At 68.9% G+C, this 24,418-nt stretch carries 19 protein-coding genes and 1 pseudogene; 11 read left to right on the forward strand and 9 right to left on the reverse strand.

Annotated features, from left to right (window positions below; genetic code table 11):
• Positions 1 to 15 precede the first annotated feature (15 nt).
• Positions 16 to 1,707, reverse strand: coding sequence for a PucR family transcriptional regulator (locus tag MTQ12_RS04250; RefSeq protein WP_247424282.1), 1,692 nt, complete (start codon positions 1,705 to 1,707; stop codon positions 16 to 18).
• A gap of 151 nt (positions 1,708 to 1,858) precedes the next feature.
• Here MTQ12_RS04250 and MTQ12_RS04255 point away from each other — a divergent pair, with 151 nt between their 5' ends.
• Together MTQ12_RS04255 and MTQ12_RS04260 are read left to right on the forward strand one after the other, a co-directional pair.
• Positions 1,859 to 3,352 carry a CoA-acylating methylmalonate-semialdehyde dehydrogenase gene (locus tag MTQ12_RS04255; protein ID WP_247424284.1) on the forward strand — a complete coding sequence of 498 codons (1,494 nt, stop codon included), beginning with the start codon at positions 1,859 to 1,861 and terminating at the stop codon, positions 3,350 to 3,352.
• Between the two features lie 27 nt (positions 3,353 to 3,379).
• Positions 3,380 to 4,765 (forward strand): aspartate aminotransferase family protein, encoded by a 1,386-nt coding sequence (locus MTQ12_RS04260; protein WP_247424286.1) that lies wholly within the window; start codon positions 3,380 to 3,382, stop codon positions 4,763 to 4,765.
• 42 nt (positions 4,766 to 4,807) lie between these two features.
• Here the strand turns inward: MTQ12_RS04260 and MTQ12_RS04265 are convergent, their stop codons facing one another.
• Together MTQ12_RS04265 and MTQ12_RS04270 are read right to left on the reverse strand one after the other, a co-directional pair.
• On the reverse strand, positions 4,808 to 6,025 hold the full coding sequence (locus MTQ12_RS04265; protein ID WP_247424289.1) for an FAD-dependent monooxygenase: 1,218 nt from the start codon (positions 6,023 to 6,025) through the stop codon (positions 4,808 to 4,810).
• Between the two features lie 181 nt (positions 6,026 to 6,206).
• Complete coding sequence (locus MTQ12_RS04270; protein WP_247424291.1) at positions 6,207 to 6,449, reverse strand: hypothetical protein; 243 nt, start codon at positions 6,447 to 6,449, stop codon at positions 6,207 to 6,209.
• On the opposite strand from MTQ12_RS04270, the gene MTQ12_RS04275 reads away from it, so the two are divergent.
• Complete coding sequence (locus tag MTQ12_RS04275; protein WP_101652931.1) at positions 6,448 to 7,134, forward strand: hypothetical protein; 687 nt, start codon at positions 6,448 to 6,450, stop codon at positions 7,132 to 7,134. The genes MTQ12_RS04270 and MTQ12_RS04275 overlap by 2 nt on opposite strands.
• An 83-nt stretch (positions 7,135 to 7,217) precedes the next feature.
• Positions 7,218 to 8,861 (forward strand): gamma-glutamyltransferase, encoded by a 1,644-nt coding sequence (locus MTQ12_RS04280; RefSeq protein WP_247424293.1) that lies wholly within the window; start codon positions 7,218 to 7,220, stop codon positions 8,859 to 8,861.
• A gap of 89 nt (positions 8,862 to 8,950) precedes the next feature.
• Here the strand turns inward: MTQ12_RS04280 and MTQ12_RS04285 are convergent, their stop codons facing one another.
• Positions 8,951 to 9,952 (reverse strand): glycine betaine ABC transporter substrate-binding protein, encoded by a 1,002-nt coding sequence (locus tag MTQ12_RS04285; protein ID WP_247424296.1) that lies wholly within the window; start codon positions 9,950 to 9,952, stop codon positions 8,951 to 8,953.
• 133 nt (positions 9,953 to 10,085) lie between these two features.
• Positions 10,086 to 10,493 carry a metalloregulator ArsR/SmtB family transcription factor gene (locus MTQ12_RS04290; RefSeq protein WP_247424298.1) on the reverse strand — a complete coding sequence of 136 codons (408 nt, stop codon included), beginning with the start codon at positions 10,491 to 10,493 and terminating at the stop codon, positions 10,086 to 10,088.
• Positions 10,494 to 10,573: 80 nt separating this feature from the next.
• On the opposite strand from MTQ12_RS04290, the gene arsB reads away from it, so the two are divergent.
• The 3 genes and pseudogenes from arsB to MTQ12_RS04305 all read left to right on the forward strand — a co-directional run bounded on the left by arsB (position 10,574) and on the right by MTQ12_RS04305 (position 12,696).
• On the forward strand, positions 10,574 to 11,722 hold the full coding sequence (arsB, locus tag MTQ12_RS04295; protein ID WP_282599162.1) for an ACR3 family arsenite efflux transporter: 1,149 nt from the start codon (positions 10,574 to 10,576) through the stop codon (positions 11,720 to 11,722).
• Between the two features lie 59 nt (positions 11,723 to 11,781).
• Positions 11,782 to 12,213, forward strand: a pseudogene (locus MTQ12_RS04300) (low molecular weight phosphatase family protein); the annotation flags it as partial.
• A gap of 78 nt (positions 12,214 to 12,291) precedes the next feature.
• Positions 12,292 to 12,696, forward strand: coding sequence for an arsenate reductase ArsC (locus tag MTQ12_RS04305; protein WP_265809854.1), 405 nt, complete (start codon positions 12,292 to 12,294; stop codon positions 12,694 to 12,696).
• A gap of 5 nt (positions 12,697 to 12,701) precedes the next feature.
• On the opposite strand, the gene MTQ12_RS04310 is transcribed toward MTQ12_RS04305, so the two are convergent.
• A complete protein-coding gene (locus tag MTQ12_RS04310; protein ID WP_247424301.1) occupies positions 12,702 to 14,222 on the reverse strand; it encodes an AMP-binding protein in 1,521 nt (506 codons plus the stop codon).
• 234 nt (positions 14,223 to 14,456) lie between these two features.
• Between MTQ12_RS04310 and dctP the strand changes: the two genes are divergently transcribed.
• Positions 14,457 to 15,758, forward strand: a complete 1,302-nt coding sequence (gene dctP / locus MTQ12_RS04315; RefSeq protein ID WP_247424303.1) for a TRAP transporter substrate-binding protein DctP — start codon at positions 14,457 to 14,459, stop codon at positions 15,756 to 15,758.
• A 426-nt stretch (positions 15,759 to 16,184) separates the two neighbouring features.
• A complete protein-coding gene (locus MTQ12_RS04320; protein WP_247424306.1) occupies positions 16,185 to 16,853 on the forward strand; it encodes a M23 family metallopeptidase in 669 nt (222 codons plus the stop codon).
• Between the two features lie 130 nt (positions 16,854 to 16,983).
• Here MTQ12_RS04320 and MTQ12_RS04325 read toward each other — a convergent pair whose 3' ends face one another.
• Positions 16,984 to 18,288, reverse strand: coding sequence for a C4-dicarboxylate ABC transporter substrate-binding protein (locus tag MTQ12_RS04325; protein WP_247424310.1), 1,305 nt, complete (start codon positions 18,286 to 18,288; stop codon positions 16,984 to 16,986).
• Between the two features lie 878 nt (positions 18,289 to 19,166).
• Here MTQ12_RS04325 and MTQ12_RS04330 point away from each other — a divergent pair.
• Positions 19,167 to 20,483 (forward strand): DEAD/DEAH box helicase, encoded by a 1,317-nt coding sequence (locus MTQ12_RS04330; RefSeq protein WP_247424491.1) that lies wholly within the window; start codon positions 19,167 to 19,169, stop codon positions 20,481 to 20,483.
• 177 nt (positions 20,484 to 20,660) lie between these two features.
• Here the strand turns inward: MTQ12_RS04330 and MTQ12_RS04335 are convergent, their stop codons facing one another.
• A complete protein-coding gene (locus tag MTQ12_RS04335; protein ID WP_348983845.1) occupies positions 20,661 to 21,617 on the reverse strand; it encodes a VOC family protein in 957 nt (318 codons plus the stop codon).
• Between the two features lie 285 nt (positions 21,618 to 21,902).
• Between MTQ12_RS04335 and MTQ12_RS04340 the strand changes: the two genes are divergently transcribed.
• Positions 21,903 to 23,186: a hypothetical protein gene (locus tag MTQ12_RS04340; protein WP_247424313.1), complete on the forward strand. Its 1,284-nt coding sequence runs from the start codon at positions 21,903 to 21,905 to the stop codon at positions 23,184 to 23,186.
• Between the two features lie 344 nt (positions 23,187 to 23,530).
• Here the strand turns inward: MTQ12_RS04340 and MTQ12_RS04350 are convergent, their stop codons facing one another.
• Positions 23,531 to 24,409 carry an endonuclease/exonuclease/phosphatase family protein gene (locus MTQ12_RS04350; protein ID WP_247424319.1) on the reverse strand — a complete coding sequence of 293 codons (879 nt, stop codon included), beginning with the start codon at positions 24,407 to 24,409 and terminating at the stop codon, positions 23,531 to 23,533.
• Between the last annotated feature and the right edge of the window lie 9 nt (positions 24,410 to 24,418).

Genomic DNA, 24,418 nt, shown 5'->3' on the forward strand with positions numbered 1-24,418 from the left:
CGTCCCCGCGCCGGTTCAGCGCCTCCCGTCCAGGCTCCCGCCGACCTCGAGCCACAGCAGTGCGACGTGCACCGCGAGCCGTGAGTCGGCGTCCTCGAGGGATACGCCGAGCACCGATTCGATCCGGGCGATCCGGGCATAGAGGGCGGGCCTGCTGAGGTTCGCACGGCGGGCCGCCTCCGCCTTGTTCCCGCCGCACTCGAGGAGCACGCGGAGGAATCCGAGCGCCGCGGGGCCTTCGGAGGAGAGCAGCCCGCCGAGCTCCGATTCGACGAAGGCGCGCATCCGCGGCTCCTCCCGCAGGGCTGACAGCACCCCGCGCAGCCGCACATCGCCGAAGCGATAGAACGGGCGGCGGTGCACCTCCATCGTGGCGACGACCTCGACGGTCCGGCCGGCGTCCTCGAGACCTGCGGCCGCGCCGCTGAGCGAGTCCGCCGCGGGTCCGACCCCGACGATCCACGATGTCGGTTTCGCGCCGGCGGCATCCGGGCGCCCGCCGTCGAGGAGCGCGTCGGCCCGGTCGAGGAGGTCCCCCAGCCGCCGGTCGACGTCGTCGGCGGAGCCGAGACCGAGGAGGACGGCGAAGGACCCCGAGCGCAGACCGCCGGCGAGCGCCGGCAACCGCTGCGCACGGGCGGCAGCCGTCATCGCGTCCAGGGCCGCCCGCTCGCGCAGCTGCAGCCCGGTCGGATCCTCCCCGGGCACCGGCTCGAGCTGCAGGACGAACGGCAGGTACACCGGAGCGCTGCGCATGCCCAGTGCCTCGGCCCGGGCGAGAGCCTGCCCGGGGTCCGTGAGCGTACCGTCCATGAGCTCCTGGAGGAAGCCCGTCCGCGCCTGCTGCAGCAGATCGCGCCGGTCCTGCGCAGCCATCCGCGCAAGGGTGACCGCCTGCCCCGCGCGCTCGAGGACGTGTGCGGCCGCCTCCGCCCCGCTCCCGGCGTCCGGGACCACGAGGCGACCCCAGCGCCGCCCGCTCACCCCCACAGGGGTGTGCAGCCGGACCGCCCGGGAGCCGGCAGGGCCGGCCTCGCGCGCGCGGCCGCCCTCACCGGTCGCGCGGGCCGGCCATTCGGCGAGCAGGGCGGCGACGCTCCCACCCGCGGCATTGAACGCGAGCACCCGGTGAGCGGCGTCCTCGAGCACGACGGCGGCGCCCAGGAGTTCGGCGGCGGTGTCGACGATGCGCTGCTCGTCCGCACCCTCGAGGCTCAAGCCGGTGAACACCTCGTGGACCCGGCGCGCGCTCTCGAGCCGGGCGACCTGCTCGCCGATGAGGAGCCGGTGCGCGGCCTGTGTCACGCGCACGAATCGCGCACGCCGGTGGAGCACGACCACCGGCAGCACCCGGCCGTCCACGGCGGATCCGATGCGGCGGCGGGCCTCGGCGTCGAACGCTCCGTCGGGGCCCACGAGCTCGACGACGACCGCCGCGACCCCAGCCGCCTCGATGTCGTCGAAGAAGCTGCGCGCCTGGTCATGGGAGTGCCGGAAGACCGATCCGGTAGTGAGCACGAGCTCTCCGCCCTCGAGCAGCGCACCGGTGTTCTCGGTGTCGACGATGTGCACCCACCGGACCGGGGTTCCGAGGAGATCCTGCCCGCAGAGCACCTCGGGCGCACCGGCCGCGAGGTCGGGGAGCTCGAGCACGCGCGCCACGGTCACCGGGGACTCCGAGCGGGAGTCGGGAGCGATGTGAGTCATGGGCCGACTGTACAGACTGTCATCTGACACACCTAAGACCTGACACTGTGCACATTGACGTCGCGGAGGACCGGGTCCAGCCTGTGTGTGAGGGCCGTCACTGTGCGGCGGCCGACCACGTCCTCCCCGACCCGCCGAAAGGGCATTCACGATGACGACGATCACCCACTGGATCGACGGCGCACCAGCGCCGATCTCCGACGACGCGCGCCGCGGCGAGCTCCACAACCCCGCGACGGGGGAGCGCACCGGTGAGGTCCTGCTCGCCTCACGCGCGGAGACCGAGGCGGCCATCGCCTCGGCGGCCGCCGCCTTCCCCGGATGGCGGGACACCTCGCTGTCGAAGCGGGTCTCCGTGCTCTTCTCCTTCCGCGAGCTGCTCAACTCCCGCAAGGAGGAGCTGGCCGCGATCATCACCGCCGAGCAGGGCAAGGTGCTCGCCGATGCGCTCGGTGAGATCAGCCGCGGCCAGGAGGTCGTCGAGTTCGCGTGCGGCATGCCGCACCTCCTCAAGGGCGGCCACACCGAGAACGCGTCCTCCGGGGTCGACGTCCATTCGCTGCGCCAGCCGGTCGGGGTGTCCGCGATCATCTCGCCGTTCAACTTCCCGGCGATGGTGCCGATGTGGTTCTTCCCCATCGCGATCGCGGCCGGCAACACCGTCGTGCTCAAGCCCTCGGAGAAGGATCCCTCGGCCGCCAACTGGATCGCCGCCCTGTGGCAGGAGGCGGGCCTGCCGGACGGCGTCTTCACCGTCGTCCACGGCGACAAGGAGGCCGTCGACACGCTCCTCACCGACGAGCGGGTCGCCTCGGTGTCGTTCGTCGGCTCCACGCCGATCGCCCGGTACGTCTACGAGACCGCGACCGCAGCCGGAAAGCGGGTGCAGGCGCTCGGCGGGGCGAAGAACCACATGCTCGTCCTCCCCGATGCCGACCTCGACCTCGCAGCCGACGCGGCGGTCAACGCCGGCTACGGGGCGGCCGGTGAACGGTGCATGGCGATCTCCGCGGTCGTCGCGGTCGACTCGATCGCTGACGCGCTCGTGGAGAAGATCGCGGAGCGCACCCGCACGCTGCGCACCGGCGACGGGACCCGTGATACCGACATGGGTCCGCTCATCACCGCCGCCCACCGGGACAAGGTCACCGGGTACATCGACGCCGGGGTGGAAGCCGGCGCGACCCTCGTCGTCGACGGCCGCTCGCCGGAGGTCGACGCCGACGGTGAAGGCTTCTTCGTCGCACCGACCCTGTTCGACGCAGTCACCCCGGAGATGTCGATCTACACCGACGAGATCTTCGGGCCGGTGCTCTCCGTCGTGCGGGTCGCCGGATACGACGAGGGGCTCGAACTCATCAATGCGAACCCCTACGGGAACGGCACGGCGATCTTCACGAACGACGGCGGTGCCGCCCGGCGGTTCGAGAACGAGGTCCAGGTCGGGATGATCGGCGTCAACGTCCCGATCCCGGTGCCGATGGCGTACTACTCGTTCGGCGGCTGGAAGAACTCGCTGTTCGGCGACACCCACGCCCACGGCACCGAGGGCGTCCACTTCTTCACCCGCGGCAAGGTCGTCACCAAGCGCTGGCTCGATCCCAGCCACGGCGGCATCAACCTCGGATTCCCGACCAACGCCTGAGCGGCACCCGAACCTGAAGGACACACCATGACCACCACCGTCGAATCCACCACTCGATCCGAGGCCGCGATCACCGAGGCCGAGATCGATGCCGGCCGGCGCGCCCATGAACTCGACCGGACGCACGTCTTCCACTCCTGGCAGGCCCAGGGACCGTTCTCCCCGATGACGGTGCTCCGGGCCGAGGGTTCCCGGGTGTGGGACGGCGAGGGGCGCGAGCTCCTCGACTTCTCCTCCCAGCTCGTGAACACGAACATCGGGCATCAGCACCCGGCCGTCGTGGCCGCGATCCAGGAGCAGGCGGGGAAGCTCTGCACCATCGCCCCGCAGCACGTCAACGATGCCCGCTCCGAGGCTGCGCGCCTCATCACCGAGCTCACACCGGACGGGCTCGACCACGTGTTCTTCACCAACGGCGGGGCGGATGCGAACGAGCACGCGATCCGCATGGCGCGGCTGCACACGGGCCGTCACAAGGTGCTCTCGGCGTACCGCAGCTATCACGGCGGGACGCAGCTCGCGGTCAACGTCACCGGTGATCCGCGCCGGTTCCCCAACGACTACTCGGCCGAGGGCGTCGTCCATTTCATGCCCGCCTACCCGTATCGGAGCTACTTCGGATCGGAGACCGAGGAGCAGGAGACCGAGCGGGCGCTGCGCCACCTCGAGGACATGATCCTCCTCGAGGGACCGGACCGGATCGCCGCCCTGGTCCTCGAGACCGTGCCCGGCACGGCCGGGATCTATGCGCCGCCGCCGGGGTACCTCGCAGGCGTCCGGGAGCTCACCCGGAAGCACGGGATCGTCTACATCGCCGATGAGGTCATGGCCGGGTTCGGGCGGACCGGCGCCTGGTTCGCCGTCGACCACTGGGACGTCGCCCCGGACCTCATCACCTTCGCCAAGGGGGTCAACTCCGGGTACGTGCCGCTGGGCGGGGTGGCGATCTCCCGGCCGATCTACGAGACCTTCGTCGATCGCACCTATCCGGGCGGCCTGACCTACTCGGGTCACCCGCTCGCCTGCGCGGCGGCGGTCGCGACGATCACCGCGATGCGCGAGGAGGGGATGGTCGAGAACGCCGCACGGCTGGGGACCGATGTCATCGGCCCGCGCCTGCGGGAGATCGCCGAGCGCCACCAGTCCGTGGGTGATGTGCGCGGTCTCGGGTGCTTCTGGGCGGTCGAGCTCGTCAAGGATCGGACGACCCGGGAGCCGCTGGCGCCCTACGGCGGCAGCTCGAAGGCGATGGCGGAGCTCATGAAGGCACTGCTGGCCGGCGGTGTGCTGGCGTTCGCGAACTTCAACCGCATCCACGTCGTGCCGCCGCTCAACACCCCGGACGAGGACGTGATCCGCGGTCTCGAGGTGCTCGACGAGGCGCTCGCAGTGGCAGACGCGCACGTGGCCTGAGGGGCGTGGGCCGAGGGGCGCCGAGCGGCCCTCGGCCCGCCCTCACCCCGCCGGCGGCTCCCAACCCTGCACCTGTCGGATCTGCCGGACGAGCGCGCGCTCCGGGGTGAGGCGGAGCACCTGGTCTCGGACCCGGCTCACCGCAGCACCCCGCACGTGCCCCATCTGTCCCACCAGGCGCGACATCCGGGCGATGCGCTGGGAGCGCGGTCGGCGCAGGGCGTCGTAGCGGGCGAGCGCGGAGCCCACTTGCACCGGATCTGGGGCGTCATCCCGCGCGAGCCCGCCGAGCGCCACGGTGAGGACGGCGGCGTCCTCCATCGCCTGGCCCCCGCCCTGTCCCAGGTTCGGTGTCATGGCGTGCGCGGCGTCGCCGAGCAGCACCGTCCGGCCGCGGACGTAGGACGGGAGCGGACCGGCGAGCTCGTTGATCGGCAACCGGTGGACGCGGTCCGCGGGCGTCGCCTCGAGCAGCGCGGGGATGGGTGCGTGCCAGTGCCCGAACGTCGCGCGGACTGCCGCCATCTCGTCCTCGATCCGCACGTCCTGTGCCATCGTCGCCACTGCGAACCAGTACACGCGCCCGTCGGACAGGGGTGCCAGGCCGAAGCGCTGCCTGATGCCCCAGGTCTCCCCGGCCTCGCCGTACAGGTCCACCGGCCGGTCGGTGATGCCCCGCCACGCGGAGTAGCCGGCGTACCGGATGCCGGGGTCGCCCGGCCAGGAGCGCCGGACCGTGCTCCGCAGCCCGTCGGCGGCGACGACGAGGTCGAAGGATTCGTCCGATGTCCCGGACGGCCCGGCCTCGGCGTCCTGTCCGGGGGCCGGGGCGCCGTCTGCCTCGGGCTCCCTACCCGGGTCCACAACCACGGACCCGTCGGGATCCGCCCGGACAATGCGGTATCCCGAGCGCACCGTGCCGGGGGCGAGGTGGTCGAGGAGGAGATCGTGGAGCACCGCCCGGTCGATGACCCGGAGCTCCGCGACGGCCTCGGTGGGGATGCGCGCGAGCCAGGCGCCGTCGGGCCGGCGCTGCCCTCCGCGCAGCTCCCGCACCTCGGCCGAGGTGGCCTGCCGGAAGGCGTCACCCACGCCGATGACGTCGAGGGCGCGGAGTCCGTTGGCGAACACGGACAGACCGGACCCGCCGGCGCGGAGCACCGGAGCCTGCTCGAACACCGTCACCTGTGCTCCCGCGCGCTGCAGCCCGATCGCCGCGCACAGCCCGCCGATCCCTGCTCCCACGATCCCGATCCGCATGTGCGCCTCCTGCCCCCTCGATGCCGGCCGTCGACTGCGACCGGTGATGCTCCTGCCAGTCTGACCCGACTCGCACCTCGGCGGTAGGGGACGAGCCGGTCGCGGTGGGTCCCCGGATCATGGGCCGCGGCCTCCCCGCCCGGGACCCGGCCACGCGCATTCCCAGCAAGTACAGAGGTATTCAAATCGAGTCGCACACTGATTGAAGGCTGTGGGCGGCGACGCGCAGGCGCGAGCGCCTCGGCCCCGATCGTTGAAGCGTCAACGCACCGATTTCCGAAATGCCGTCCACCTGGCGTTCACCGGCGGCATCGCAGGCCCGCTTGTCGGACGAATCCGCCGGTGACAGCGTTGTGGACGTGGTCGCGATCACAGCTCGCGGCCCGCTGCGAAACGGAATCCATACGAAAGGTTCGAGACTCATGCGCACGGTACAGACTGCACACTCCTCCACCCGTCCCCTCCTCCAGCGGATCGGCGTCCTCGGTGCTGCCGGCGCTGTCGCGGTCACCGGATTCGGGTTCGGGGCCGACGCGATCGGTCTCGGCACCGCACCCGTCGCAGCCGCAGAGGCCTCCGGCACGCAGAGCCCGTCCTACGTGGCGATCGACCAGTTCCAGGGCCAGCCCACTCAGGACGCCGACTGCGGCCCCACCTCCGCGGTCATCGCGATGCTCGCCGAGGGCTACCAGCCGCAGGGCTACGACCAGGGGCCGCGCGCTGCGATCGAGACCGCCCGCGGACAGACCGGACTCGCCTCGGGACCGACCGTGGAAGCCCACATGGTCAGCATCCTCGACGCGCAGGGCGTTCCGGCGAATGCCGACACCGACTTCACCGGCGCCCTCGACGAGGTGCGCGACGGCAAGTCCGCGATCATCACCGGCTACATGGACGCGCTCCCCTACGTCTACGACTACCGGGCCGCCCAGGGCGTCAACCCGCACATCGTCCACGCCGTGGTCATCACCGACTACGACTCCGCCGACGGCACATTCCGCATCCTCGACCCGAACACCGGAGTCGATGCGCGGGCCACCGCCGGCCAGCTCGAGACCTTCCAGGGCAGCCTGTCCCCGGCCGAGCAGCACCAGACCGTCGTCGGCTGAGCTTCCTCGCCCACGACCCCTCGGAGCGGCACCGCCGCAGTCCTCGCCGACTGCGGCGGTGCCGCTCCGCTAGCGTGGATCCCATGCTGACCCCCACACCTCGCGCCCGCCGCTTCCGCTCGATGATCACCACCCCGCAGCCCGAGGCCACCGACGCCGGGGTCGAGGTGCTCGCCGCCGGCGGCAACGCCGTGGACGCCGCGATCGCCGCGGCCATGGTCCAGGGCGTCGTCGACCCGCTCATGTGCGGGATCGGCGGGATGGCCGACATGCAGATCGTCACCCCGGACGGTACCCGCCACATCATCGACGGCCTCGGCACGAGTCCGGCCGGGGTGCGCCCGGACATGTGGGAGGCCGACCTGCTGGGTCCCACCACGGACGGCTTCGGCTACCGGGTGGCGGGCTTCGTCAACGAGACCGGCGCCCAATCGGTGATGACGCCGGGCACCCTGCGCGCCTTCGGCCGCCTCCACGCACGGTTCGGCTCGCTGCCCTGGGGCGACCTATTCGCCGCGGCGATCCGGCTTGCCCGCGAGGGATGGCTCGTCCGCCCCCACACGTACACCGTGCTCACCCAGAACGAGCGCCGCTACGGGCGGATGAATATGGGCGAGAAGCTCGCGATCACGCCTGATGGCCGCCGCATCTATCTGGGCGAGGACGGCAGCTTCCCGACCGTCGGCGACACGATCGTCAACCCGGAGCTCGCCGACACCCTCATCCACCTGCGCGATCATGGCGCGGAAGCGCTGTACACCGGTGAGCTCGCCGTCGCGGTCGCCGAGTCGGTGGCCACCGACGGCGGATTCCTCACCGCCGCGGACCTCGCCGACTACGAGCTCCACGAGCCCGCACCGCTCTCCGCGAGCTACCGGGGCCTCACCGTCTCCGCCGCCCCGGCACCGGCCGGCGGGGTCCAGCTGCTCCAGACGCTGGGCATCATGGACCGGTTCGACCTCTCCGCACTCGAGCACAACAGCCCCGAGCACATCCGGATCCTCGCCGAGGCGATGAAGACCTCGCTGCGGGACAAGGAGCGGCTGTGGAACGAGGCCGATGCCTCACCGGAGGACTTCGCGGCCCTCCTCACCGCCGACTCCCTCGACGCGGCGGCCCGGGCCGTGCGCTCCGGGGAGAAGGCCGACGTCGACGCCGCCCGGCCGCAGGTCTCCTCCCACGAATCCCGGCACACCACGCACCTCTGCGCGGCCGACGAGTCGGGGCTGACGATCTCCCTCACCCACACGCTCGGCAACCCGTCGGGCTACATCCCGGCGGGCACCGGTTTCGTGCTCAACGGCGGCATGAGCACCTTCGATCCGCGGCCGGGCCACGTGAACTCGATCCAGCCGGGCAAGCGCCGCAACACGACGATGGCCCCGGTCGTCGTCATGTCCGGCGATGAGCCGGTGGTGGCGATCGGCGCACCGGGCGCTTCGTGGATCACCCCGGCGGTGGCCCAGGGGATCTCGAACATCCTCGACTTCGGGATGAGCGCGCAGGAGGCGGTCATGGCACCGCGCGTGGTCGCCACCTCGAACGCGATCGACATCTCCAACCGGATCCCGCGGCGCGTGCAGACCGCGGTGGAGGACATGGGCTACGAGGTGCGGCGCTCAGCGCTGTCCTACGCCTTCGCCGGCGTGCATGCACTCACCCGGTTCGAGGGGACGCTGGCCGGCGGCGCCGACCCGCAGCGCGACGGGTACGCCTCGGGCGTGTGAGCCCCAGTGCACCCCCGCCCGAGGCGACGCCCACCCGACGTGGAGATGCGCCGGCGGGTGCCCGTGGATCGGGCACCCGCCGGGTCGACTCACTCGCCGAGCTCGCCGGCGACCCAGGCGTCGATGAAGTCCTGGTTCTCCGCAGCCCATTCGGCCACGGCCTCATCCGGGTTCTCCCCGCCGTACTCCTCCTCGTTCGCCATGAGGTTCGCCAGCCCGGTGAAGGTCTCGCTGTCCATCGCGAAGTTCTTCATCAGCTGCGAGGCCTTGGGGTACTCCTCGGTGAAGCCGGTGCGGGTGAAGGAGAAGAGCTTCTCGGGGTCGCCGAACGCGCCCTCAGGATCCTCGAGGTCGCGCAGCGGGTAGGCATCGTAGGCCCAGTGGGGGTGCCACATCGTCACTGCGAGGTTGTCGCCGGACTGCGCGGCGCGGTCGACCTCGGCGAGCATCGCCGGGGTGGAGGCGGAGACGAGCTCCAGCGACTCGAGGCCGTAGGTCGGGATGATGGTCTCCTCCATCGTCTTCATCAGGCCCGCCCCGGGCTCGATCCCGACGATCCGGTTGTCGTACTCGTCGGCCATCTCCGCGAGATCGGCGATCGACTGGGCCGGGGAGTCCTCGGTGACGGCGACGGTGTTGACGGCCTCGTCGTACCAGCAGCCCTGGGATTCGAGGTCGTCGCCGTATTCCTCGAGGTAGCTCGCGTGGGTTGTCGGCAGCTGGGAGCTGGCGACCATGTCGATGTCACCCTGTGCCACCCCGGTGAACCCGGGCGCGGCATCGAAGGACCGCACCTCGACGGTGTAACCCTGCTCCTCGAGCACGTACTCGGTGAGGTAGGCGACGACTTCGGTGTCGATCCAGCCGTTGAAGGCCGCGATGCTGATCTCGGTGTCCGGGTCGTCCTCCATCGCCGCGGCGTCGGCGGAATCGGATCCCGGAACGCAGTCGGCGAACGATTCGTCGACCTCGGCTCCACCGCCGGCCCCGCCGTCCGCGTCGCCCGCCTCGTTCGAGACGCCGCAGGCAGACAGCCCCAGGGCGAGTACGGCGGTCAGGCTTCCGACGGTGGTGAGTCGGGCAGTTCTCAAGGCGGCTCCTCGGTCGGGTGACGAACTCTGGCCCGTCCAGGCTATCAACCGGGGTCCCCGCCGAAGACGGAGGGCAGGGCAGCGCGCATCCGGCGTCCGCTGCAGACAGTGCGGCGGGTGCCCGGGAGCAGGGTCAGCGCAGGGCGAGGAAGCCGCTGAGGTCGTCGAAGGCCTCGTGGATCACGGTGTAGTGGGCCCAGCGGCCGCGCTGCTCGCGGGTGAGGAGGCCGGCGTCGACGAGCTTCTTGAGGTGGTGGCTCACGGTGGGCTGGCTGATGCCGAGCTCATCGGTGAGATCGCAGGCGCACACCGCCTCGCACCCCTGGGCGGCGACGTGGGAGAGCAGCCGCAGCCGCGTCGGGTCGGAGAGGGCCTTGAGCTTGAGCGCCATGTGCTCGGCATGCTCGACATCGAGCGGTGCGGCGGTGAGCGAACAGCAGGGCGCCTCGGCTGCGGCACCGGCATTCGACGGAACGGTCTGCCGGGGCGAGGACGGGCGCGGCGAGCCGGGGATCACCTCGGGAGCGGTCGCTGCAGTCATCGTCCCATTATACATTGACGCCCGTCGATCAGTGGGCGTATTCTTTCATCGACAGATATCGATATGAGGAGTGCACGCCGATGACCACGACCCATGCCCGGCCGGAGGCGGTACCGGTGATGAGGGAGATGTCCTTCCTCGACCGCTGGCTGCCGGCCTGGATCCTGCTCGCGATGGTCGCCGGCCTCCTGCTCGGCCGGTTCGTCCCCGGGCTCGGCGCGGCGCTCGATGCGGTCGCGATCGGCCAGGTGTCCGTCCCGATCGCCATCGGCCTGCTCGTCATGATGTACCCGGTGCTCGCGAAGGTCCGCTATGACGAGACCCACCGGGTCACCGGGGACAAGCGCCTGCTGCTCCTGTCCCTCGCGCTCAACTGGGTCGTGGGCCCGGCGCTGATGTTCGTCCTCGCGTGGATCTTCCTCGCCGACCTGCCGGAGTACCGCACGGGGCTCATCATCGTCGGCCTCGCCCGGTGCATCGCGATGGTCCTCATCTGGAACGATCTGGCCTGCGGCGACCGGGAGGCCGCGGCCGTGCTCGTCGCGATCAACTCGGTGTTCCAGGTCGTCGCGTTCGGCGCGCTCGGCTGGTTCTACCTCCAGGCGCTGCCGTCGTGGCTGGGGCTGCCGACGACCTCGGCGGACTTCTCCTTCTGGGCGATCGTCGTCTCCGTCCTCGTGTTCCTCGGCATCCCGCTGCTCGCCGGGTTCCTCACCCGCGTGCTCGGGGAGAGGGCCAAGGGGCGCGAGTGGTACGAGGAGCGCTTCCTGCCCAAGCTCGGGCCGTGGGCGCTCTACGGTCTGCTGTTCACCATCGTGCTGCTGTTCGCACTCCAGGGCGAGGCGATCACCTCCCAGCCGTGGGACGTCGCGCGCATCGCGCTGCCGCTGCTCGCCTACTTCGTGGTGATGTTCGCCGTCGGGCTGCTGTCGGCGAAGGCGGTCGGGCTCGACTACGCGCGGTCGACGACGACGGCCTTCACCGCCTCGGGCAACAACTTCGAGCTCGCGATCGCCGTGGCGATCGGCACCTTCGGCGTGACCTCGGGCCAAGCGCTCGCCGGAGTGGTCGGCCCGCTCATCGAGGTGCCCGTGCTCGTCGCCCTCGTCTACGTGTCGCTGTGGGCCGGGAAGCGCCTGTTCCCCGGGGACCCGACCGTGCCCGGCGCCGGTCCCGAGGTGCGTGCCGGCTCCGCAGTCTCCCCGCCGGGCGCCGCGCGTCACCGCTGAGACCACGGAGTCCGCCCATGAACCCAGGAAACCGTCGAACCCTGACCCCAGGAGACCCCATGACCGCCACCCCTCCCGCCGAGGCCTCCCGCCCGAGCGTGCTCTTCGTCTGCGTGAAGAACGGCGGGAAGTCGCAGATGGCCGCTGCCCTCCTGCGCCGCCGCGCCGGAGAGGCGATCGAGGTGCACTCCGCCGGCTCCCGGCCGGGCTCGGCGATCAACGGGCTCTCCGCGGAGGCCGTCGCCGAGGTCGGAGCGGATATGAGCGAGGGCTCACCGAAGCCGATCGACCCGGAGCTGCTGCGCCGGGTGGACCGGGTGATCGTGCTCGGCGCCGAGGCGCGCGTCGAACCCGTCGAAGGCATGCGCGCCCAGATCGAGACCTGGCACACCGACGAGCCCTCCGAACGCGGCATCGAGGGGATCGAGCGCATGCGCCTGGTCCGCGATGACATCGACTGCCGAGTGGAGGAGCTGCGGGTGGAGCTCGCCGGGCCGGGCGCAGCCGCGGTCGACACCTCGGCCGCGGTCACCGGCGCCGGCTCCGAGGCCTCGGCCTCCCGCCCGAGCGTGCTCTTCGTGTGCGTCCACAACGCGGGGCGCTCGCAGATGGCCGCCGGGTACCTCGCGGAGCTCGGCGCGGGCCGGGTCGAGGTGCGCTCGGCCGGCTCCGCGCCCGCTGAGAGCCTCAATCCGGTAGCCGTCGAAGCGATGGCCGAGGAAGGCATCGACATCACCGCCGCCTCCCCCACCGTGCTCACCTCCGATGCGGTGCGGGCCTCCGACGTCGTCATCACCATGGGCTGCGGGGACGCCTGCCCGATCTTCCCCGGCAAGCGCTACGAGGACTGGGAACTCGAGGATCCCGCCGGCCAGAGCATCGACACGGTGCGCAGGATCCGCGACGAGATCCGGGGTCGCATCGAAACGCTCGTCGAGGAGCTGGTCGGGGACGGCGGTGGCGGCCGAACCTGATCTCTCTAGGGCCTCGAGGAAGGGTTGCGCTCGTCCTCGAGGAACTCGCTCTTGATCTCACGCTTGCGGATCTTGCCCACGGAATCGCGCAGGTGCCGGGTCGTCGCGACCACGCGCCGCGGTCGCTTGACGCGCGAGAGCTGCTCGGAGAGAAATGCGTCGAAGTCTTCCGGCACCCGACCGTCTGCAGTTTCGATGACGAGTGCCGGGACGGTCCCGAGCTCGGATTCTGAGAGACCCACACAGCACGAGGCGAGCACCTCGGGGTGTCGGTCGACGGCCGCCTCGATCTCCGCGGGGTAGACGTTGACACCGCCGACGAGCAGCATGTCGGAGCGGCGATCGGTGAGGTAGAGGTAGCCTTCCTCGTCGAGTCTGCCGACGTCGCCGACGGTCTCCCATCCCTCGTCGATCGCCTCGGACTCGGCCCCGAGGTAGCGGTAGGCCGGGGGTTCACCGGTGCCGCGGCGCAGCCAGACCACCCCGATCTCCCCTGGCGGCAGTACGCGACCGTCATCGTCGCGCACACTGACCTCGCCGACGATGGCCCGCCCGACTGACCCGGGGTGTTCGAGCCATTCGGTTCCGGTGATGGTCGTGGCCGCCTGCCCCTCCGTGGGGCCGTACAGCTCGTAGATCACCTCCGGTCCCAGCCAGTCGATCCAGGCGCGCTTGAGCCATTGCGGGCACGGGGCCGCGACGTGGAAGAACGTCTCCACCGAGCTGAGATCGTAGGCGGACTTCACTGCGTCCGGGAGCTTCCAGATCCGTTGCATCATCGTCGGCACCGCGTACACCCACGCCGCCCGGTGCTTCTCAATCATCTGCAGGGTGAGTTCGGGGTCGAAGCGCTCCATGAGGACTGTCGTGTTCCCCAGGGTCAGCGCGGCCAGCGCGTCGCTGAAGGAAGCGTTGTGGTAGACCGCAGCGGTGACCAGGCAGACCCCGTTCTGCGGGACACCCATGACGTGCCCGAGGAGTGCGATCGTCTCCGGTTCCGCGGCGGCGCCGGACACGATGAGCTTCGGACGTCCTGTGCTGCCACCGGAGGTGGGGACCTTGAGCTGCGGGGCGACAGCAGGCGGCAGCGGATCCGCGGACAGCTCGCTCGCGTCGTCGAGTGACGTGAGCCGCGGCCCGTCGATCCGGCGGTCGGTGGTGTCGACCGCGAGCGCGGGCCGGCCGAGTGCGGTGATCGCGTCGAGCTCCGCCTGCACGAGTCGATCGGACACCGGCATGGGAACCGCACCGAGCTTCCACGCTGCGATCGCGGACACCATGGTCACCGAGCCGACCGCTGTGGAGATGAGAACGAAGTCACCCTGACCGACCCCGTGCTCTTCGAACAGGCGCGCCACCTGATTCGTGCGGGCCTCGAGCTCTGCGAAGGTCAGCTCTCCCGTCGCGTCGATGAGCGCGGTGACGTCGCCGCGGCTCTCCGCCAAGTGGGCGAACTGCTCGGCGAAGGTCGGGTGCAGATCGACAGGCAGCTCCGGGGGCGCGGCTGCGGACGAACCAGAATCCACTGGCGTCGATTGTGCTGGATTACTCGAGTTCATTAAAATTATGACCTTCCCATGGCAACGACGTTGATGCCTCTATTCAACAGGCTATTGCCGCTGAGCGCCTGGATCAAGGCGATCGCACTCACTTTGATCTGTTCACGTTCGGCCGATCGTTTGTTAGGCTGAAAAATGAGGTCAACCTCAAAGACGAGTGGCCTGCCCCTGCGCGTTCTTACCCGATTCAAAGGTGAAGTCATGACACGTCCGCTCCCACCAGCACTGTTCCCTGCCCGGTCCGCGAACCATCGGGGCCGGGTCGCCGTCATCGCCTCCATGGCCGCCCTCGGCCTCACCCTCTCCGCCTGCGCCGGCAGTGCGGGCGGAGGTTCCGGTGCAGGGGACCGCGGCGACGGCTACGAGTTCGGAGCCTCACAGGAGGAGATCTCTGCCGCGATCGAGGACCTCGAGCCCGTCACGATCAGCTATCAGATCCCAGCGACCTCGCAGAACTCCCCGCAGGCTCCGATCGGCAACCACTTCAAAGAGGCCGTCGAGGAGATGTCGGACGGCAAGATCACGGTCGAGCTCGCATGGAACCAGTCGATCGCCACCTACGACGAAATCCATAACGCATTGGCCGATGGTCGCGTCGACATGGCGTTCACTCTCCCGTCCTACGACCCGGCACGATTCCCCGCGTTCAACGCGCTCAATCAGATCCTCGCCGGCGATGAGTCGACCCCGGTCGTCGGCGAGCTCGTCACCAACCTCACCGCCGCTGAGCTGTCGTGGAACATCCCGGAGATCCTCGCCGAGTACGAGGAGAATGACGTGACACCGTTCCTCCCTGTCATGGCGTCCGGTGAGTACTACTCCGTCTGCACCGAGCCCAGCCCAGAACTCGACGACTGGCAGGGTCTCCAGGTGCGCGTCGGCTCCCCGGCGGCCTCCGACATGGTGAGCCACGTCGGCGGATCGCCGGTGTCGATCGCCGGCGTCGAGGCGTACGAGGCACTCCAGCGCGGCACCATCGACTGCTCGCTCGCGGTGCTCTCAGACGTGCTCCAGGGCGGCTTCTTCGAGGTCGCCCCGAACCTCGGCTACACGACCACGACGAGCTTCCCGCGCGTGTCCGGTGCCATCCTCACCGGTTCGGGAGTCGAGGAGCTGCCGCTCGCATACCAGCAGATCCTCTTCGACAACTTCGCCGACTACTTCCACGGTGCGATGGTCTCCAGTTCGAAGAGTGAAGCCGTCGCCTCTGCCCGCGAGCAGGGCGTGCAGATCGATGAAGCTTCGGAGGAGCTCCAGGCCGAGGTGAAAGCTTTCGCGGACGGAAAGCGTCAGGAGGTCGAGGAGTCCGGCATCATCGGCGACGACATCCTCGACCGGATGGCGACCGTGCGCGAGGAATGGACGACCGAGGTCGAGGAGCTCGGGTACTCCGACGGTGGATCGCTCGCCGACATGGACGAGTGGTACGACATGGACACCGACTACCGGCCGCTCGGTGAGGCCTTCATGGAGAAGACGATGAAGGACCACCGCCCCAGCTGATCGACAAGCAGCGCAGGTCCGGATAGGAAACATCTCCTTGAGGGGTTGGGTGATGTGTTCGACTTCGACGCTAGGAACCCCCACCACGCACCGGCAAGGCATCTGATCGCCCTCTGAGCGGGTGCTGAACTGCCTGCCAGGCGGGCCCGGTCGAGGTGAACTGCAGGTGGAACACGCGCTAGCCGCCCCGTGGCAGGACCCTTGGCATCACCTTGGAGAACCCGTCCGAGACCCGAACGGACTCCGCGCGGCCCCCACCCGGGCCTGCCCCATGCTCATGCCGCACGCGCCGTCCGAACCGGCACGCACCTCGGCGCCGGGGCGATGAGGCGGTACTCAGACTCCGCTGTTCGGGTGAGTCGTGTCAGTTCAGCCGGACTGATGCGCACGTCCAGATCCCCGATTCCTCGCAAAGGATGATTCACAGTGACACGCACCATCCACACGGCTGCCGCAACTGAACACCCCCGCCGCCCGGCCCGCCGCGGCCACCGTCGCGTGGCACCGGCCGTCGGATTTGCCGTCGGCCTGGGCCTCGCCTTCGGCGGACCCGGCCTGGTAGCCAACGCCGCCGAGGCGAGCGCCGGAGCGGACACCGCGCAGGAGAGCGTCGAGGCCGCCGCCGACCGCGTCTACAGCTCACCGGTTCCCTCCGGGACCGAGGTGACGGCCGATTTCGACAATCCGGGCTACCCCGGACACCTCGGCACCGACTACGGGACCCCCACCGGCACCCCGATCACCTCGGTGACGGACGGAAAGGTGCTCCGGGTCGAGGACGGCAAGACCGTCGGCGACACCTCGCCGAGCTCCGCGCTCAAGCACCACACGGGCAACGGCGTCGTCGTGGCCCACGGCGACATCAACGGCGACGAGATGTACACCTACTACGGGCACCTCAGCAGCGTCGACGTGAAGCCCGGCGACACCGTCGAGGCCGGCACCAAGCTCGGTGAGTCCGGCAACACCGGCAACAGCGAAGGCCCCCACCTGCACTTCGGCGTGTTCCTCAACTCCGCGGAGCCCAGCGGTGCGATGTGGAAGTCGTCGACCGGAGTCGGGTTCATCGACCCGCACGATTGGCTCGACCGCTAGGGAGTCGATGCGGGAGCCGACTCCCCCGTGAAGTCGTGACCGGCTGACGCCCGCACGAGAACGGCCCGAGCCGAATTCGCCTCGGGCCGTTCGTCGTTCCGCTCACCGCTGGGAGGTGATCACCCCGGTGTCACTCCGTCGGCCGGTGGTCGAGGGCACCGGTGTTCTCGTAGACGTCCTTGGCGTACGCCGACCAGTCGTCGTCGGCGCTGTACCAGTCGTCCATCTCCTCCATCGAACCCTCGTCCTCGTAGCCGAGGTCGGCCACCCGCTGGGTCCACTTGTCGGTGAGGTCGGACACCTGCTCCTTGATGTCCTCGGGCAGGTGGCCTTCCTCGACCGAGGCGTCCTGCAGCTCGATGAGGAAGTTCCCGAGCTCGTCCTGGAACGCGTCGTCGAACTCCGCGATCGTCCCGTCGACGCTCGCGAGGTCGGTGACGTGGACGGCGTTGGAGTCGACGTAGCTCTGCGTCGAGCCGCTCACCAGCGTTCCGCCCTGATCGAAGATGATCTGCTGGTAGGCGAGCGGCAGGTCGTTGAACTTCTGTCCGGCGAGGTAGGTCGCGGAGAACCGCGGCCAGTTCGCCTTCGTCGAGTAGGCCAGGTGGGGGGCCGCCTCGTAGATGCCGCTGATCTCCTTCGCGCTCATCGGGGAGAGATCGCAGTCGACGGTGCCGCGCTGCAGCGCCTCGAACGCCTCGGTGAACTCGAGGCTCGTCGGCACCGCGCCGAAGTGGTCGAGCGCCTGGCTCTGCGGGGCACTGCCGGCGCGCACCTGCTTGCCCTTGAGCACCTCGGCGGTGTTGATCTCCGAGTTGCAGTTGAGCGAGTAGGCGCCGTTGGCGAGGATCGGGGAGAGCACGGTGACGCCCTCCGCCTCGTAGCGATCGAGCAGCGCCTGGTCGTTCCAGCCGATCTCGGAGCCGACCGCGTTCGCCACCATCTCCCCGACGAGCGGGGAGTAGGGCACACTGCCCAGCGCAGTGCCGATCGCGCTCGCCTCGGGGAAGCGCTGGGGCTCGTAGGACACGAGGTGGTAGGAGATGTCGACGCGGCCGTCGACCACGGCATCGACGGCCTCGGGATAGCCGGCGACGGCCATGCCCCAGATGATCTCCAACTCGATCTGTCCGTTCGAGGCCTCCTCCACCGCCTTCTTGTAGTCCATCGAGCGGCGCCCGGCGACGGAGTTCTCCGAGGGGGAGCCCACCTGATAGGTGAGCTTCACCGGCTCGAGGTCGGCGATGGCCTCGTTGATCTCATCCTGCGAGGCGCCGTACTCATAGCCCTCGCCGCCGGTCTGCCCGCCTCCACCGGCGCCGGCGCTGCCGGCACATCCGGTGACGGCGAGCATCGCAGTGGCCAGCACACTGCCGGCCAGGAGCTTGGTGGTGCGTGATGCGAGCGCTCGGCTCGCTCCCGTGCTGATCCTCAAGACGTCATCGTCCTTTCTCGAGGCGGTCCTCGATCCCCGCAGGGACTCCGGATCCACATTGCTCGACACCCTGGCGCTGAGGAAGCAGGGCCTCTTCGCCCAGCTCATCCCGTGTGCGCCTCGGATGCGTATCCACGTCGATACAGTCCCGAACCTAGACCGGGATCGTTCAAGAGTCCATATCTAACGTTCGATCTGTAAGCAGTTCGTGACCGAGCGAAGGAGCGCGCGGGGGTGTGCCGTCGGGCACGGCATCGCCCGGTCCCAAGTCCGCTGCGCCGGTAGCCGGACGGTCCCGAGTCCGGCCGATTCGGGTCAGCGGCACATCCGCGATAGGCTGAAGGTACTTGCGAACCCGTCATTCGGGTTCCCTGCGTCGTCAGGACTCCTCGTCATGGGAACCGTGTCCACTTCCGGTTCGTGTTTCTGAAGCTACTTCCTCGCGGCGATCGAGAGCACCGTCCGGTGCTCCCGCCACCAGCCAGCTCCAGGGCCCCGCACCATGCACCACGCCTCGGCCTGGCACAGTGAAAGGCCCCACCATCACCTCCACGCACACCACCCCGCAGTCCCCCGCGCGTTCGCGCAACCGCACCCGTTCGCAGAAGGCGACGCGCGCCCAGGGCGCACCCGGCGCCCAGCACGCTGTGCGGACCGAGGACTCCTCGGCCACCCGGGCACCCCGCAACCAGGAGCGCCCCGCACGCTCCCAGAGCGCGGACCGCTCGACCGGTGCGGCCGCCCCGCAGCGCTCCACCCGGAGCTCGGCCCCGGCCGCGAAGACCCAGGACCGGAAGCCCTCGACGGCCAAGGCACCGGGTTCGAAGACGCCGGATTCGAAGGCGCCGGCCCGGCCGACCACCTTCGCCGCACTCGGCGTGCCCGCGCGGCTCGTCGATTCGCTCGCCGCCGAGGGCAAGACCGAGGCCTTCCCGATCCAGCAGGACACCCTGCCCGACACCCTCGCCGGGCGCGACGTGCTGGGCCGGGGCAAGACCGGTTCGGGCAAGACCCTGGCGTTCTCCATCCCGATGGTCGCGCGCCTCGGCGACGACGCCCGCGGATCCCGCCGGCCCCAGCGCCCGCGCGGCATGGTGCTCGCCCCCACCCGTGAGCTGGCCACCCAGATCGATGCCGTGCTCAAGCCGCTGGCCGCGGAGTACGGGATGCGCACGACGACGATCTTCGGCGGCGTCAGCGCCGGCAAGCAGATCAGCGCGCTGCGCAGCGGCGTCGACATCATCGTCGCCTGCCCCGGGCGCCTCGAGGACCTGCTCCAGCAGCGGGCGCTGACCCTCGACGAGATCGAGATCACCGTGCTCGACGAGGCCGACCACATGGCCGACCTCGGCTTCCTCCCGGGCGTCACCCGCCTGCTGCAGAAGACGCCGGCCGACGGCCAGCGCATGTTCTTCTCCGCCACGCTCGACAACGGCGTGGACAAGCTCGTCAAGCGCTTCCTCCACAACGAGGTGCTCCATTCCGTGGACGAGGCGACCTCGCACGTGTCGGCGATGACCCACCACGTGTTCGAGGTGAGCAACGACGACAAGAAGCCGCTCATCGCCAAGCTCGCCTCCGGCACCGGCAAGCGGATCCTCTTCACCCGCACCAAGCACCAGGCGAAGCGCCTGGCCAAGCAGCTCACCACCCAGGGCATCCCCGCGCGGGATCTCCACGGCGACCTGTCCCAGGGCCAGCGCGACCGCAACCTCGGTGCGTTCGGCGACGGGGACGTGCGCGTCCTCGTGGCCACCGACGTCGCCGCCCGCGGTGTGCACGTCGACTCCGTCGAGCTCGTCGTCCACGTGGACCCGCCGGCCGAGCACAAGGCGTACCTCCACCGTTCGGGCCGCACCGCGCGCGCCGGCAGCGCCGGAGACGTCGTCACTGTGGTCCTGCCGGAGCAGCGCAAGGACACCCGCGACCTGCTCCGCAAGGCCGCCGTCAAGGTCTCGCCGATCAGCGTCACCGCGGAATCCGACGAGGTCACCCGCCTGGTCGGATCGATCGCGCCGCACGTCGAGCCCGCACCCCGGGCACCGCAGCAGCAGAGCCAGGGCCAGGGCCGTGGCCGCTCCGGCGGACGCTCATCCGGCCGCGGCGCGCAGGGTCAGGGCGCCGGTTCCGGCGGACGCCGTCGTCGCGGCGGCCAGTCGCGTCGCGGCGGCGGGCGCTCGTACGCCGGCCGCTGAGGCGGTGCATGAGCTGGTCGACTTCGACTGTCGGCGAGCACCGCGCATGACTCACTGTGCATGACCCACTGTGCATGACGAAGGGGCGACACGAGTATCGTGTCGCCCCTTCGTCATGGGTGGGTGCCGGTGGGGCCGTGCCGTGATCGCTCGGCGGCCGAGGTCGGCCCGGCGCGCTCAGCCCTCCGAGGTCAGCGTCACCGGGGTGCGCCACGGGTCGAGGACCCGTACGGCCGCGCCGTCGTCCTGGAAGTCGATGCGCCGGTCGCGCAGGCGCTCGGCCACCGCCTCGACGTCGGTACGCGCCGGGAGCGTGATGCGCACGTCGCCGAGGCCCAGGCTGGCCGCCCGCGGGCCGGCGCCTCGGCTGTTCCACACATTCATCGCCATGTGGTGGTGGTAGCCGCCGGCGGAGATGAAGAGGGCGCTCGGCATCATGGCCGTCTGCTCGAAGCCCAGGGTGTCGACGTAGAACTGCTTGGCCGTGCCGATGTCGCCCACCTGCAGGTGGACGTGGCCGACCTCGGCGCCGGGACGCTCGGTGGCCGGACGGGCCTCGGGGTCGGCGGGGGCGAGGTGCGCCTGCAGGTACCGATTGGGGTCGAGGTGGATCGTGTCCATCGCCACCTGCCCGTCTGACCAGGACCAGGCTTCGCGCGGCCGGTCCCAGTAGAGCTCGATCCCGTTGCCTTCGGGGTCGGTGAAGTAGAAGGCCTCGCTCACGAGGTGGTCGGAGCTGCCGACGAACTCGGAGTGCGGGTGCCGGGCGGCGGAGAGCACGGTCGCAGCGAGCTCGGCCTGGGTCTCGAAGAGGATTGCGGTGTGGAAGAGGCCGGCGGAGTTCCGGGACGCCCGGGGCAGACCGGGCCGGTGCTCGAGGACGATGAGCGGGGTCGTGCCGCGGCCGAGCACAGAGGTGTGCACGGCGTCCGCGGCGTGGTGGCGGGAGTCGGCGAGCTCGACGAGTCCGAGGGCGTCGCGGTAGTAGGCGACCATCGCCTCGAGATCGCCGACGGCCAGGGTGACGACATCCATCCTGAGGTCATCGGGCAACAGGTCGCCGGCGGTGCGGCGGTGCTCATCGCGCGTCACGTCGATTGTCGGTCGACGCCGGGTTTCGGTCTGGTCGGTCATCGTGCTCCCTCTCGGGCGCGACGCGTGTCGGATGATCAGCAGGCTCGCCGCGCTGAGTAGTAGAACATTCAACTACCACGGGGCATTCCCGCTCCCGCTCCTCCCGAAGAGGCCTACACCCCCATTTTCCAGCGACCCTTCAACGCAAGCTCGATCAAGGTGGCTCAACTAGCGAGTACCACCACGTCGCGCCTCAAGGCCCCTAAACAAGGCTCAGCGATCACGTTCTTCAAAGTGAGCGAGGTCAGGTTTGAAAGACTCGACTTGTACTGGTAGTTCAATTACATGACGACCGAAATTCTCGAGTACTCGAAGTTCGTGAGCCTGCACCTCTCGGGCTCCTCGCCCACCACACTGGCGAAACAGGTCGAAGCGGTGGCAGGCCCAGGTGCTCGCGAGAAGATTGCCACACACTTTCGTGACCTGTGTCGCCGAACCGGTGTCGCCATGTGGATCGCAGTGATCCATACAGACGATGCAATACCTCTCCACGACACCGTTGTTCCCATACTGCGCACAATCTTTCAGAATTCTTCCCCGAGCGATCGGCTCAAGACCATGGTTCAGGCATTCGTTCCCGTCACGAGCGCACATCGCGCTACGCTTCTGAATCAGATTGAATACTCAAACATCCATAAGAAGCATCACTACATTAGAGTCGCCTTAGCCGTGTGCACCACAGGCCTTGATAACCGTGCTCAGTACGGGCAACGGGCACGACACTTATCCATGATCGGAGAAACTGAAGTTTCCAAAAGGATGATCTCGAAAAGGGCTGAAAATAGTCAAAGAGCTGGTTCAGCGAAATCAATGAACAAACTAAGGAACGACTCCAGCCCCCGTCGATCCCCCCACGGGAAAGAGTCATTAATTGCTGCATCTGGGCACGAAACCATAACGCTCGAAAATCGAACCCCTACGTCACTTGGAACAAAACGTGCCGCCTCGGTCCTTATTCGCAACACGCAATTAGCACAACTTCGTCAAGTTCTTAATAGCTGCACTGCGATCCGTTTTGATGCCGATACTCGATTTCTCTCACAAGAACTGACCATTCACAATCGGTGGAGGATAATTTTCGAATCGAAGATTTCATTATCGAATCAAAAGGTTGATTTCAGCTGGTCGGGCATAGACGTGCAAGTCACCGGAAACTTTCTCCAGATCGAATACTTGCCAGCACCTTCATCAAAGGCTCCGCAAAACGTTCGGCTCGAGTTAAACCTCCGGGGTGCGAAGAAGATGCCAGCCAAATCCCTCAGCGAGCAGCTAGCCGTTGGGATGCTGGTCTTCGTTTTTGCAGAACCTCAGGGCATCAGGACAACTTCAGCAGAAACGGATCTCGCTCCATGTCGAAAATGGTTCGAACCTTACGAACTGGAACTGTCCGCCAGCTACAAGTTGAGTTCTCAGCCGAGCATAGAGTCGATTCGTAGAGTAACGAGCCTTCGAATACCCCAGCATGGCAAGAAACCTAGCCCGCCGCGCAAGCCTCATGCGGTAAGAGGACATGTTAGAAGGGTCAATGGCACAGAGATTCGGGTCAGAGCTCACAAACGCAAGAAGTAGACGAGCCGAATTGTGCGCTCTCGTGCCACGGCCGGGCACGTTCCGAACAGTCTAGTCCTCCCGCTATATCAAGAATCGCAAACACAATTGAGCCACCGCAATACAGCATGTTCCGAGGTGGCTCCTCGCATTGGAAGTCAACAGTGATGACCCTTATCAGACCTTTGCGATGCTCGGCAACGGCGACGTCGGCCTCACCGGCGTGCGGTGATTCCTTGCCGCACATGTGGTCGCGGTGGAAGGGAACCAGCATTTCCGCGTCTCGCTCGATGCAACTGGGCTCGTTTCGGTCCGAATATCGTGGAAGAGGTAGCAGCCACTCCCTCTCGATGAGCGGTGATGCCTCACTGCGCGATGGTCAGCGCGGCGTGTACCGGCTCGTGATCGGACGCGGCCCGGCCTCCGGAACGCGCGGCATTGATCCCGACGGCATGCACAGTGATGCCCGCGCTCACCAGGATCCAGTCGATGCGCCGCCCGCCGGTGCGCGGCGGACGGTAGCCGGAGTAGGTGGCCCATTCCGCGGTGAGGCGGTGCTCCGCCGTCGACCAGGAATCCCGCAGTCCGCCCTCGCGGGTGAGCGCATCGTACGGCGGTGATCCGGCCCGGCAGTTGGCGTCGGCCGTGAGCACCACCGGCCCGGGCTGCGCCGCTGCCAGGGCCCCGAGCATGTGGGCCGATTGCAGCCGCGACCTCGGCGACAGATGATCGAGGTGGGTGTTGATGGCGGTGAACCGCGCCCCGGTGCGCTGATCGGAGAATTCCGCAGTGACGACGGCGCGCGGGATGATGTTCCCCCAGCTGCGCGATCCGGTCTGGTGCGAGGTGTCGGAGAGCGCGAGCTGATTCCACCCCAGGAGTTCCAGCCGGCGGCTGTCGTAGAGGATCGGGATGCCCTCGTCGCTGCCATCGGCGCTGCGGCCCCGGCCGACGCTGCGATAGTCGGGTCCAAGGCTGTCGCGCACCCACGCGGCCTGGTCCGGCAGTGCCTCCTGCACCCCGAGCGCCGTGGGCTGCTCTGCCCGCAGCAGTTCGCGGACCAGCCATCGCCGGTCCGACCACCGGTCGAGGCGCCTGCTGCCGAGGAACCCTCCCCGCCGGCGGATGTTGAAGGACATGACGTGCAGGCCCGGGGGTCGGATCGGCCCGATCAGCGCGGAGTGGGACATGCCTGCCGGCGTGGGGGTGCCGCTCGCACTCCGACCGTCGGCAGGTGTCTCCACACCTGCACC

The organism is Brevibacterium sp. R8603A2 (assembly GCF_023072605.1).
GTDB classification, from domain to species: Bacteria; Actinomycetota; Actinomycetes; order Actinomycetales; family Brevibacteriaceae; genus Brevibacterium; species Brevibacterium pityocampae.